The following is an 11,887-nucleotide window of genomic DNA, read 5'->3' on the forward strand; positions in this document are numbered from 1 at the left end:
TGAGCGTTCGGCAAGAAGCCCGGGTGCTCCCGGGCCCTCGCTTGAACCTCAACCGCGCTTGGCGTAGCCCTTGCCGTAATGCCTTTCCATCCGCGCCTGGATCAGTTCCAGGCCGATGGACAGCAGCCAGTAGATCAGCGCCGCGGTGCTCAGCATCTCGATGTAGCGGTAGCTGGAGCGGCCATAGGACTGGGCCAGGAACATCACCTCCCAGACCCCCATCACCGAGATCAGCGACGAGTCCTTGAGCATCGAGATGAACTGGTTGGTGGCCGGCGGAATGATGGTGCGCATGGCCTGGGGCAGGGTCACCTGCCAGAAGATCACGCTGTCGCTCATGCCCAGGGCCAAGGCCGCCTGGCGTTGGCCGTGGGCCACGCCGAGGAGGCCGGCGCGGAAAATCTCGCTGAGGTAGGCGCCGTAGTTCAGCGACAGGGCGATGATCCCGGCGGTGATGGCGCCCGGCACCACCCCCAGTTGCGGCAGGCCGAGGTAGATCAGCAGGATCTGGATCAGCAGCGGCGTGCCGCGAAAGAACGAGGCGTAGAAGCTGGCGATGCCGAAGGCCACGGCGCTGGACGACAGGCGTGCCAGGGCGGTGACAAAGCCCAGCAGCGACGAGGCGACGATGGAGCAGGCGCAGAGGAACAGGGTCAGCGCCGCGCCCTGGAGAAAACCGCTGGGGGACAGGTGCAGCCCCAGCAGGTTCGGCAGCTTGTCGAGGATGATCGAGAACTTCAGGTCGAAGCTCAGGAAGAACCCGGTGAACAGCCCCAGCAGCGCCGCCCAGGTCAGGTACAGACGGGTGCGAAAGCCCAGCAGGCGCTTGAGCAGCGGCTCAGCCACCGGTTGCGGTGGCCGAGGCGGTGGCGTGTAGGCAGTCATTGGCTGATGTCGGCGCCGATCCATTTCTGCGACAGCTTGCTCAGGGTGCCGTCCTGCTTCAACTGGGCGAAGACTTCACGCACCTTGGCATTCCACTGGGCATCGCCTTTCTCGATGGCCACCGAGTTGGGCTCGGCGTACAGCGGCTCGCCGGCCAGCTTGAAGCGCGCATCCTGGGTCAGCCGCGGCTGGGCGGTGACCAGGTTGGTGAGGATCGCATCCAGGCGCACGCCCGGGCCCAGGCCGAGGTCCTGGAAAGCCACGTTGTCGGTGTCGTAGGGGGCGATCTGCACGTTCTCGAAAGGATATTGCAGCTGGGTGTCCTCGGCGCCTTCGATCACCAGGTTCTTGTTCAGGTAGCTCTCGTAGCTGGAGGCGGCGGTGAGGCCGACCTTCTTGTCGCTCAGGTCCTTGGCGCCGTGGATCCGCTCATCCTTGGCGTTGACCACGATCACCGCCGGCGAGGCGTAGTACTGCACCGGGAAGTCGAAGACTTCGGCGCGGGCCTTGCTCGGGGTCATGGAGCAGATGCAGATGTCGTAGCGCCCGCTCCAGCGTCCGGCGGCGATCACATCCCAGGACGGGGTTTCCAGGCGCAGCTTGACCCCGAGCTTGTCGGCCACGGCCTTGGCCACGTCGACGTCGAAGCCGTCCAGCTGGTTCTGCTCATTGAGGAAGGAGAAGGGCGGGTAGCTTTCCATCAGCACCCCCACCAGCTCCTTTTTCTGCTCGATACGCTCCAGAGTGGCGCCGGCGAAGGCTTGGGAAGAGGCGGCGAGAAGGGTCAGGCCGAGGGCCAGCAGCGGTTTGAAATTCATCGGAATCCTGACTGAAAAAGAGTTGTTATTAACCGGATGGTGCGTATTTAATAGTTATAAGAACGACTCCGGTAGTGAGTTATTTTCATAAGCATATGAGTAAAAAGCATATGGGCGCAGGCAATACGGTAATTCTCGATGGCGGTATGGGGCGTGAACTGCAGCGTCGCGGGGCGCCGTTCCGGCAGCCCGAATGGTCGGCACTGGCCCTGAGCGAAGCGCCCGAGGCGGTGGAGGCGGTGCACGCGGCCTATATCGACAGCGGCGCCAACGTGATCACCAGCAACAGCTACGCGGTGGTGCCTTTCCACATCGGTGAAGAGCGTTTTGCCGCTGAAGGCCAGGCCCTGGCGGCCCTGGCCGGGCAATTGGCCCGTCGCGCGGTGGAGGCGTCCGGCAAGCCGGTGCGGGTCGCGGGCTCGTTGCCGCCGCTGTTCGGCTCCTATCGCCCGGACCTGTTCGATGCCTCCCGCGTCGAGGAACTCCTGAACCCGCTGGTGCAAGGGCTGGCGCCCTTTGTCGACCTGTGGCTGGCGGAAACCCAAAGCTCGATCGCCGAGGCCCGGGCCATCCACGCCGGACTGCCCAAGGACGGCAAGCCGTTCTGGCTGTCCTTTACCCTCAAGGATGAAGATGTCGATGAAGTGCCGCGCCTGCGTTCCGGCGAGCCGGTGGCCGAAGCGGCGGCGGTGGCGGCGCAACTGGGCGTGCAGACCCTGCTGTTCAACTGCAGCCAGCCGGAGGTGATTGGTGCGGCGGTGGATGCGGCTCGCGAGACCTTCGAGCGCCTGGGGGTGCAGATCCATATTGGCGTGTACGCCAACGCCTTCCCGCCGCAGCCCGAGGATGCCACCGCCAACGACGGCCTGTGCCCGCTGCGCGAAGACCTGGATCCGCCGGGTTATCTGCACTGGGTGGCGGACTGGCACCAGCGCGGTGCCAGCCATGTCGGCGGTTGCTGCGGCATCGGGCCTGAGCATATTGCGGTGTTGGCGCAGAAGCTCGGTTGAGTCCTTCGCTGGCAAGCCAGCTCCTACATAGGCTTGTAGGAGCCGGCTTGCCGGCGAAAATCCCGCTTACCCGCGACACTCCGCCAGCGACTTGAGCTGCCCCGAACCGCTCTGGTTCGCATCGCTGAGCCATTGCTCGAAGCCCTTGGCAATCGCCGGCCATTCACCGTCCAGAATCGAGAACCACGCGGTATCGCGGTTCTGCCCCTTGGCCACCATGTGCTGGCGAAACACCCCCTCGAAGCTGAAACCCAAACGCTCGGCGGCATAGCGCGAGCGGGCGTTGGCGTTGTTGCACTTCCACTCCAGGCGCCGGTAGCCCAGGGCAAAGGCTTCCTTGGCCAGCAGGTACACCGCCTCGGTGCTCTTGGGCGAGCGCTGCATCGGCGCGCCGAAGGTCACGTGGCCGATCTCGATGCGACCCTGGGCCGGGACGATGGACATCAGGCTGATCAGGCCCTGGGCCTGGCCGCTGGCGCGGTCGATCACGGTGAAGAAATACGGGTCGCTGGCGAGGGCGTGGTTACCGAGCCAGGCATCGAACGCCGCGCGCTCGGGGAAGGGACCATAAGGCAGGTAGTCCCACAGCACAGGGTCGGCGCCAGGGCCTTGCAGCACCTGGAACAGCTGATCGCCGTGGCGCGCCGGGTCGAGCCTTTCCAGACGGATGAAGCGGCCTTCCAGCAGGGTGGCCGAAGGGGCGGGGACGCCTTTCCAATCGGCGAGAGAAATCGACATGCAGTGGCTCCTTGCGGGTTCAGAGGGGTTTGCGGAACTGGATGAAGCCCGGGCGCTCGGCGATGCGCTCATACAACTGGATGGCCGTGGCATTGGTTTCGTGGGTCAGCCAGTGCACCTTGGCGCAGCCGTCCTGCTTGGCCTGGGCGTAGACGAACTCGATCAGCTGGCGGCCGACGCCGGTGCCGCGCTGCTCCGGGGTCACCAGCAGGTCCTGCAGGTAGCAGGAATTCTCGATGCTCCAGTTGGAGCGGTGGTAGATGAAATGCACCAGGCCCACGGCGCGCTCGCCGTCCCAGGCCAGGGCGGCGTGGGTCGGTTCGCGGGTATCGAGAAAGCGCTGCCAGGTGCTCTGGGTCACGGCGTCCGGCAGTTCGGTTTCGTAGAAGCGCAGGTAGGCCTGCCACAACGGCAGCCAGGCGGCATGGTCGGCAGCGGTGACGGGGCGGATCTGGATCTGGCTCATGAAGGCTCCTTTATTGTTCTGGGCGGGCACTCAGCCCATCAGTTGCGACAGTTGTTGGTCACGCGGGTCGGCGCTGGCCGCCAGACCGTCGCGGACCCCGGCAATATCTTCGGCATTGCGGTTCTGGCTGAGCTTGCGCTTGCCCTCCAGGCGCTGGATCGGCAGGGCGAAACCGACAATCGCTTTGAGCATGCCGTCGATGTAGTCGGCCGGGGCATCGGCGACTTTCCACGGCTGCGGGCGACCGGCCTCGTGGCGCTCGGTCAGGCCCTCGACCACCTGCCGCAGCCGCTGCGGATCGGTGAAGACCTCCGGCTGGCCATAGGCGTGCACCGCCACGTAGTTCCAGGTGGGCACCACTTTGCCGTGTTCGGCCTTGCTCGGATAGAACGACGGGCTGACGTAGGCGTCTTCGCCGCTGAAGATCACCAGGGCCTCGGCGCCGCTGGCCAGTTCGGCGCATTGCGGGTTGGCCTTGGCCAGGTGTCCGTAGAGGGTGCCATTGGGCCCCTGTGCGGGGTCCAGCAGCAGTGGCACGTGGCTGGCCTGCAGGCCCAGGGCGCCCCAGGTCACCAGGGTGGCCAGGCGGCTGTGCTGGATCACGCCCTGCAGGCGGGGGAGGTCTTCATCGACGAAAGCGCGCGGTAGGTACATGGAAAAAATCCTTGGCGAGTGGCTGCATCCTAGGCAGGCTAATGGTTCGTTGTAAGAGCCATCTCTGGTCTATTTCATAGGTCCAATTCCTGGGAGATCCCGCGATGAACAGTGCGTTGCCTCCGCTGTCTTTCAACCCTGCCGGGATCGAGCTGGATCGCCGCCAGGGCCTCAGTCGCCAGCTGTACCAGGCCCTGCGCCTGCGGGTGCTGGACGGGCGCCTGGCCAGTGGCACGCGCTTGCCGGCCAGCCGTGATCTGGCGGCGGCGCTGGGGATTTCCCGCAACAGCGTGGTGCGCGCCTATGACCAGCTGTATGCCGAGGGTTTTATCGAAGGCCGGGTCGGCGATGGCACCTACGTGGCCCAATTGCCGGAAACCCGCTTACCCATCAAAAAATTATCCACAAAAGTATCCACAGGCTTGCCAACAGGCTTACCCACAGGTTTATCCACAAAATCGACCGAAATAACTGGTTATCCATCCAGTAAAGTTATCCACAGCAGTGGTCTGCAGCGCCTGCAAAAGCATCATCTGAGCACGCCACCCGGTGGCCCGCCGCGGGCTTTTCGGGTCGGCGTGCCGGCTTTCGATCTGTTCCCGTTCGAGGTCTGGGCCAAGCTGAATGCGGCTTTCTGGCGCAGGCCGAACCTGCATCAGCTGTGCTACGGCGATTCGCGGCTGCGCAGCCTGATCGCCGCTTACCTGCGCAGCGCCCGTGGGCTGCAATGCAGCGCTGAACAAATTGTGATCACCAGTGGCGCGCAACAGGGCATCAGCCTTTGTGCACAGCTGCTGGTGGAGCCCGGCGACGTGGTGGCTGTGGAAAACCCCGGCTATCGGGCGGCCGGTCACGCCTTTGCCGTGGCCGGGGCGCAACTGCAGGGCGTGGCGGTGGACCAGGAGGGCATCGACTGCCGTCAACTGGAGCAGATGGACCAGTGCCGCCTGGCCTATGTCACCCCGTCCCACCAGTACCCCACCGGGGTGATCATGAGCCTGGCCCGGCGCCTGGAGCTGCTGGCCTGGGCCGAGCGCAGCGGCGGCTGGATCGTCGAGGACGACTACGACGGCGAGTACCGCTACAGCGGCGCGCCCCTGGCCCCGCTGGCGGCGCTGGACCGCCAGGGCCGGGTGATCTACGTCGGCACCTTCGGCAAGGTGGCGTTCCCGGCGCTGCGCCTGGGCTACCTGGTGTTGCCGCCGGATCTGGTGCAGGCCTTTGCCCGGCGCCGGGCGGTGGACGTGCGCCATTCCGAAGTCAGCACCCAGGCGGTGATGGCCGAGTTCATGGCCGCCGGGCACTTCCAGCGGCATATCCGGCGCATGCGCCGCGCGGCGCAGAGCCGGCTCAACCGTTTGCTCGCCGCTTGGCCCCAGGCGATCCCGGGCGTCGGGCCGCTGCCCACGGTGGCCGCCGGGCTGCACCTGACGGTGCGCGTGGACAGCCTGGCCCGGGAGCAGCAACTGCTGGAGCAGGCGGCCAGCGTCGATGTCGAGGTCAATGGCTTGAGCACTTACTGGCTGCCGGAAACCCGGTTGCCCGAGGACCAACGGGCCGGGCTGGTACTGGGCTTCGCCGCGGTGCCCGAGGCCGATATCCAGGCCGCCCTGGGCCGCCTGCGCCAGGCCTGGCGGGTCTGACCGGGTATACTCGCGGCCATTTCCTCGCCCGAGATAGCTCATGAGCCAGACCCTTCCCATGGCGCCGCAACGCACGTTCGGCGCCCCCCTGTTCGCCTTGCTGCTACTGCTGGCCGGCGCCTTGTTCCTGCAGGCCCAGGTGGGCGCGCGACAGGTGCTGCTGTTGCTGCTCGGTGCCGCCCTGGGGCTGACCCTGTACCACGCGGCTTTTGGTTTTACCTCGGCCTGGCGGGTGTTTATCCGCGATCGGCGCGGTGCCGGCCTGCGGGCGCAGATGGTCATGCTGGCCCTGGCGGTGCTGCTGTTCTTCCCGGCGCTGGGGGCGGGCAGCCTGTTCGGCCAGCCGGTGGTGGGGCTGGTGGCGCCGGCCGGGGTGTCGGTGATCGTCGGTGCCTTCATTTTCGGCATCGGCATGCAACTGGGGGGCGGTTGCGCCTCGGGCACCCTGTTCACCGTCGGCGGCGGCAATGCGCGGATGCTGGTGACCCTGGCGTTCTTCATCTGCGGCTCGCTGCTTGCCACACAGCATGTGCACTGGTGGTTTGCCCTGCCGTCGCTGCCGCCGATCTCCATCGTCCAGAGCTTCGGCGTCGGCCCGGCGCTGGGTTTGAGCCTGTGCCTGTTCGCGCTGATCGCCTTGCTCACCCAGACCCTGGAAAAACGCCGCCATGGCAGCCTCGAAGCCCCGGTCGCCAGCCAGCACCAAGGCTGGCGCCGGTTGTTGCGCGGTCCCTGGCCACTGGTCTGGGGCGCGGTGGCCCTGGCCTTGCTCAACTTCGCCACCCTGGCCCTGGCCGGGCGCCCGTGGGGCATCACCTCGGCCTTTGCCCTGTGGGGCGCGAAAGTCGCCAGTGGCTTGGGCGTGGACGTGGGCAGTTGGGTGTTCTGGCAGGGCGCGGCGAACGCCAAGGCCCTGGCCGCCCCGGTGTGGCAGGACATCACCAGCGTCATGGACATCGGCATCGTCCTGGGGGCCTTGCTGGCAGCGGGGCTGGCGGGACGTTTTGCCCCGAGCCTGAAGATCCCCACCCGTTCCCTGGTGGCGGCGGTGATTGGCGGGCTGCTGCTGGGCTACGGTTCGCGCCTGGCCTATGGCTGCAACATCGGCGCCTACTTCAGCGGCATCGCCTCCGGCAGCCTGCACGGCTGGCTGTGGCTGGTGGCGGCCTTTATCGGCAACGGTGTCGGCGTGCGCCTGCGGCCCTGGTTCTTCACCGAAGAACGCAGCCCCCAAGGCCTCACCGGCTGCTGAGCACTTGTCGTGGCGAGGGAGCTTGCTCCCGCTCGGCCGCGCAGCGGTCGTCAAGCCGGTTGTCGCGGTGTATCAGGCAGAACCGGGGAACCGCCTTTGGGCTTGCTGCGCAATCCAGCGCGAGCAAGCTCGCTCGCCACAGGGAGCGCGGTTCCCGTTCTGGATGAGGGTCAGGTGCCGGACTTGATCTTGGTCCAGGCCCGGGTCCGCGCCCGCTCTGCATCACGGGGCAGCGGTTGCAGCGTGTACAGGGTGCTCATCGCCGCTTCTGTCGGGTACAGGTTGGGGTTGTTGCGGATCGAAGGATCCACCAGTCCGGTGGCGTCCTTGTTCGGGTTCGGGTAACCGACAAAGTCGCTGACCGGGGCAATCACCTGGGGTTGCAGCAGGTAGTTGATGAAGGTGTAGGCATCTTCCGGGTCCTTGGCGCCCTTGGGGATCGCCAGCATGTCGAACCAGATCGGCGCGCCTTCCTTGGGCAGGCGCATGTCCACGATCACGCCGTTCTTGGCTTCCTTGGCGCGGTTGGCGGCCTGGGAGAAGCTCCCCGAATAGCCCACCGCCACGCAGATGTCGCCGTTGGCGATGTCGGCCATGTACTTGGACGAGTGGAAGTAGGTGATGTAAGGCCGGATCTTCATCAGCAGCGCTTCAGCCTTCTCGTAGTCCGCCGGCTTCTTGCTGTTGGGGTCCAGGCCCAGGTGCTGCAGGGCCAGGGGCAGGATTTCCGAAGGCGAATCCAGCAGGGCCACGCCGCACTGCTTGAGCTTGCTGATGTTCTCTTCCTTGAAGATCAGGTCCCAGCTGTCCACCGGCGCCTTGTCGCCCAGGGCGGCCTTGATCTTGTCCGGGTTGAAGCCGATCAGGATGGTGCCGTACATGTAGGGCACGGCGAATTGGTTGCCCGGGTCGTTGGCCTCGATCAGCTTCATCAGCTTGGGGTCCAGGTGGTTCCAGTTGGGCAGCTTGCTGCGGTCCAGGGGCTGGAACACCCCGGCCTCGATCTGCTTGGCCAGGAACACGTTGGACGGCACCACCACGTCATACCCGGAGTTGCCGGTCAGCAGCTTGGCTTCCAGGGCTTCGTTGGTGTCGAAGATGTCGTAGACCAGCTTCACCTGGCTGTTCTGCGCCTTGAAGTCTTCCAGGGCCTTGGGGGTGATGTAGTCGAACCAGTTGTACACCCGCAGGGTGCGTTCCTCGGCGTGGGCGGCGGTGCCCAGCAGGCTGGCGCACAGGGCCGGAGCGATAAAGCGTTGGAGTCTGTTCATGGTGCGAATCCCTCACTGGGCGCTTTGAAAACCTTCGAGAACGTTGACGGCGTTGATGCCGATTTCCTCTACCGCGTAACCGCCTTCCATGACGAACAGCACGGGCTTGCCGAGGGCTGCGATGCGCTTGCCCATGGCCAGGTAATCCGGGCTGTCGAGTTTGAATTGCGAGATCGGGTCGTCCTTGAAAGTGTCCACGCCCAGGGACACCACGATGATGTCGGCGTCATAGCGCTGGATCTGGTTGCAGGCCTGCTCCAGGGCCGCGCTCCACACATCCCAGCCGCTGCCGGCGGCCAGTGGGTAGTTGAAGTTGAAGCCTTCCCCGGCGCCTTCGCCGCATTCGTCGGCATAGCCCAGGAAGAATGGGAACTCGGCTTCCGGGTGGCCGTGGATCGAGGTGAAGAGCACGTCGCTGCGCTCATAGAAAATCGATTGGGTGCCGTTGCCGTGGTGGTAGTCGACGTCGAGGATCGCGACTTTCTTGTGGCCCTGGTCGAGGAAGGCCTGGGCGGCGATGGCGGCGTTGTTCAGGTAGCAGTAGCCCCCCATCAAGTCGCTGGCGGCGTGGTGTCCTGGTGGCCGGCACAGGGCAAACGCGCTGTGGGCGCCATTCTGGATATGGGCCTGGGCGGTCAGCGCCACTTGCGCCGCGCTGTAGGCCGCCTGCCAGGTGCCGGCGGTGATCGGCGCGCCGCCGTCGAAGCTGTAGTAGCCCAGCTGGCCATGGAGGCTGGTGGGAATCACGCTGCGCAGGGTGCGCGCCGGCCAGGTGTAGGGCAGCAGGTCGCCGTCGATGCCCTGGGCCGCCCAGCGTTCCCAGGCGCCTTTGAAGAAGTCCAGATAGGCGCGGCTGTGGATGCGTTCGATGGGCTCCAGGCCGAAATCCTTGGGCGCCTGCACCGGCCCCAGGTTTTGATGTTTCACCCGATCCAGCACGTGGTCGGCCCGGGAAGGCATTTCGAAGCAGGGCATCAGTTGCCCGTCGATGAGTTCGCAACGGCCGTGGTGCAGGTGGTGATCGTCCGAGTAGATCGTCAGCATTTTCTTGTTCTCCGTAGGCTGATTCGGTGGATCACAGTCTTGCGGGGCGCGGGGTTTCGGAGAACGGCAGGAGCGGCCAAAAGGGGATTGATCTGGCCAAAGTGTTTGACCGAAATTCGCCCCTTAAGGAGGCGCGGCGCCCCATTGCGGGGCGCCACGGGTTTCAGCCGGCGGGCGGAGTGGGAACGTAGCGCTGTAGCACCTTGAGCATGTCCTCGCGCTTTTTCCGGGCGATGGCTTCCAGCAACAGCGTGTAGCCCTTTTTCTCGCAGTGCTGGCCGACATTCGGGTCGGCGCCTTTTTCCAGCAGCAGGGTGAACAGTTCCAGGGTGTCCTGCTGGCTGACGGAGGGTGACTGGGCTTCGGCGGAGGTCTTGTCGGCGACCAGGGTCAGCAGGCTTTCGCCCACGGGCTGGTTATTGCAGACGGCACGGCCGTAGCTCAGGTTGAGGTTGGCGCCGGCCGCTATCAACTGCTTCATGGCCACGTAGTTGTTGCCCGAGAAGGCCCGGTACAGTGCGGTTTCGCCGTCATTCTTGTTGCGCAGGTCGAGGTTTTGCGGGTACTGCAGCAGCCAGCTGAAGCCTTGCAGGCTGCGCTTGTTCTCGGCCATCTGCATCAGTGGTGTCACGCCCTGGCTGTCGGGTTCGTCGATGGCCACGCCAGCCTCGATGAGGAACTTCAGGCGCCCGCCCTGGCTCAGGTCGGGGCTGTCGCCCAGGTCGCGGCGCATGGCCAGGGTCGCCAGGGTGGTCCAGTTGTACAGGCCGCGGGTGTGGGCGCCGTGCTCCAGCAGCAGCCGGGCGATGTCCAGGTGCGGTGCGTCCAGGGCGTGCAACAGCGCGCTGCGGCCATCGTCGGCCATGACCTCGCCGCTGATGCCACTGGCCAGCAGCCGCTGCACTTCGCCCAGGTCGCCGGCATCCGCGGCGGCCACCAGCGGCCAGAAGGCTTGGCACGCCTGGGGGTTGGCGGCGCTCAAGCCCAAGCGCTGCAGCACTCGGGGCGGGATGCTCATTTGGCGCTTCAGGCGCAGGCCGCAATACACCCGATAGCCCTCGATGGCCCGGCCCTGATGGGCGTTGTCCAGCGGCCGCTGTTCGAATAGCGCCCAGTCCAGGTCCGCCAGGTTGAGGTAGGTCGGCATGCGCCCCGGGTCGCGGCGCAGCACTTCCTGGAGCCAGGGGCGAGCCGTTTGTAGCTGCCCGGCCTGGCTGGCCCAGAAGGCGATGTCATTGAGCAGGCCAGCGTATTCGCGGCGCTCGGTGGCGATGCTGCGAAAGTCATGGGTGACGAAAAAGTCTTCCACTTTGCGGATGCCCGGCAGTTTGTCCTTGGCCGTGCGCAGTTGTTCGTGCAGCGCGCGGAACTCTTTCCAGAGGCTGTCCGGGGTCGAGGCTGGCGCAGGCACAAAGGCATTGACGGTGATCGGCCCGCTGCCTTGGGTGAAGGGGCGGAACCACGGCGGGAATGTCTCCAGGGCCTGCAACCACTGCCGCCCGGTTTCCTCGCTGATGGGTTGCAACGGGGTGAATTCCATCTGGCTAAGGTCCTGGCGGTGACTGATGGCCAGCAGCGGGTGCTGCGGATCGCGCTGGTCGATCAGCAGGTAGAGCCCGCTAAGTTGCCACTCGGATGGCTCCTTGCACTGAAAGCCCAGGGGCGTCAGGGTGATGCCGGGGGCCAGGCTGTTGCTCGTGGGCCAGATATCGCTGACCTGGATGTCATCGCCCGGGGTCACACAGGCCCGCAGCTCTTCAGGGCTGAACAGGACCATCGGCGGCGACTTGTAGACCCGCTGCCGGTACTGCAGGTCCTGATAGCCATTGAAGTAGAACAGCCCGCGGTACTGGCTCAGGACAATCCGCAGCGGCATCCGCGCCAGGCCCGGCAGGGGGAAAGGCTTGAGCTCCAGGGTGGCGGTTTCCGGGGAGTCGAGGACGAAGTTGCGGCGCATTCCCGACCATTTGAACCAGGCCAGGTCCACGTCGAAGGCCTGGGCCGCGGGGGCGGCAACCAGCAGTGCCAGCGCCAGGCCAAGCCCGCGAATGCCGTTGCGCCGGGCGATGGCGGTCAATAGGTTCACGTGTGCAGTCCCTTGCCGGT

11 protein-coding genes are annotated in these 11,887 nt (G+C 65.7%); 3 read left to right on the forward strand and 8 right to left on the reverse strand.

Going from position 1 to position 11,887, the window contains the following annotated elements; genetic code table 11:
- Window positions 1–48: 48 nt before the first annotated feature.
- Both GGI48_RS15385 and GGI48_RS15390 read right to left on the reverse strand, forming a co-directional pair.
- The gene (locus GGI48_RS15385) at window positions 49–885 is read right to left on the reverse strand and encodes an amino acid ABC transporter permease (RefSeq protein ID WP_016966288.1); all 837 of its coding nucleotides are present in this window, start codon (window positions 883–885) and stop codon (window positions 49–51) included.
- Complete coding sequence (locus GGI48_RS15390) at window positions 882–1,703, reverse strand: ABC transporter substrate-binding protein (RefSeq protein ID WP_179599031.1); 822 nt, start codon at window positions 1,701–1,703, stop codon at window positions 882–884. Before GGI48_RS15390 ends, GGI48_RS15385 begins: the two co-directional genes overlap by 4 nt.
- A 110-nt stretch (window positions 1,704–1,813) precedes the next feature.
- Between GGI48_RS15390 and GGI48_RS15395 the strand changes: the two genes are divergently transcribed.
- Window positions 1,814–2,713 carry a homocysteine S-methyltransferase family protein gene (locus GGI48_RS15395; protein WP_179599033.1) on the forward strand — a complete coding sequence of 300 codons (900 nt, stop codon included), beginning with the start codon at window positions 1,814–1,816 and terminating at the stop codon, window positions 2,711–2,713.
- A 66-nt stretch (window positions 2,714–2,779) separates the two neighbouring features.
- Here GGI48_RS15395 and GGI48_RS15400 read toward each other — a convergent pair whose 3' ends face one another.
- The 3 genes from GGI48_RS15400 to GGI48_RS15410 are packed head-to-tail and all read right to left on the reverse strand — an operon-like array spanning window position 2,780 to window position 4,571.
- Complete coding sequence (locus GGI48_RS15400; protein ID WP_179599035.1) at window positions 2,780–3,451, reverse strand: GNAT family N-acetyltransferase; 672 nt, start codon at window positions 3,449–3,451, stop codon at window positions 2,780–2,782.
- 19 nt (window positions 3,452–3,470) lie between these two features.
- Window positions 3,471–3,917 (reverse strand): GNAT family N-acetyltransferase, encoded by a 447-nt coding sequence (locus GGI48_RS15405; RefSeq protein ID WP_103740634.1) that lies wholly within the window; start codon window positions 3,915–3,917, stop codon window positions 3,471–3,473.
- 30 nt (window positions 3,918–3,947) lie between these two features.
- Window positions 3,948–4,571, reverse strand: coding sequence for an FMN-binding negative transcriptional regulator (locus GGI48_RS15410; protein ID WP_179599037.1), 624 nt, complete (start codon window positions 4,569–4,571; stop codon window positions 3,948–3,950).
- Window positions 4,572–4,675: 104 nt separating this feature from the next.
- Here GGI48_RS15410 and GGI48_RS15415 point away from each other — a divergent pair, with 104 nt between their 5' ends.
- Complete coding sequence (locus GGI48_RS15415; protein WP_179599039.1) at window positions 4,676–6,214, forward strand: PLP-dependent aminotransferase family protein; 1,539 nt, start codon at window positions 4,676–4,678, stop codon at window positions 6,212–6,214.
- A gap of 40 nt (window positions 6,215–6,254) precedes the next feature.
- Window positions 6,255–7,466: a YeeE/YedE family protein gene (locus tag GGI48_RS15420; RefSeq protein WP_179599041.1), complete on the forward strand. Its 1,212-nt coding sequence runs from the start codon at window positions 6,255–6,257 to the stop codon at window positions 7,464–7,466.
- A 170-nt stretch (window positions 7,467–7,636) separates the two neighbouring features.
- Here GGI48_RS15420 and GGI48_RS15425 read toward each other — a convergent pair whose 3' ends face one another.
- From GGI48_RS15425 to GGI48_RS15435, 3 genes are all read right to left on the reverse strand, one after another.
- Window positions 7,637–8,737 carry a polyamine ABC transporter substrate-binding protein gene (locus GGI48_RS15425; protein WP_016967117.1) on the reverse strand — a complete coding sequence of 367 codons (1,101 nt, stop codon included), beginning with the start codon at window positions 8,735–8,737 and terminating at the stop codon, window positions 7,637–7,639.
- A 12-nt stretch (window positions 8,738–8,749) separates the two neighbouring features.
- Window positions 8,750–9,781 carry a histone deacetylase family protein gene (locus GGI48_RS15430; RefSeq protein ID WP_179599043.1) on the reverse strand — a complete coding sequence of 344 codons (1,032 nt, stop codon included), beginning with the start codon at window positions 9,779–9,781 and terminating at the stop codon, window positions 8,750–8,752.
- A gap of 163 nt (window positions 9,782–9,944) precedes the next feature.
- Entirely contained in the window at window positions 9,945–11,867 is a 1,923-nt protein-coding gene (locus GGI48_RS15435) for an ankyrin repeat domain-containing protein (RefSeq protein ID WP_409565390.1), read from the reverse strand.
- Window positions 11,868–11,887 lie beyond the last annotated feature (20 nt).

The sequence above is a fragment of the Pseudomonas protegens genome, assembly GCF_013407925.2.
GTDB classification, from domain to species: domain Bacteria; phylum Pseudomonadota; class Gammaproteobacteria; order Pseudomonadales; family Pseudomonadaceae; genus Aquipseudomonas; species Aquipseudomonas fluorescens_AP.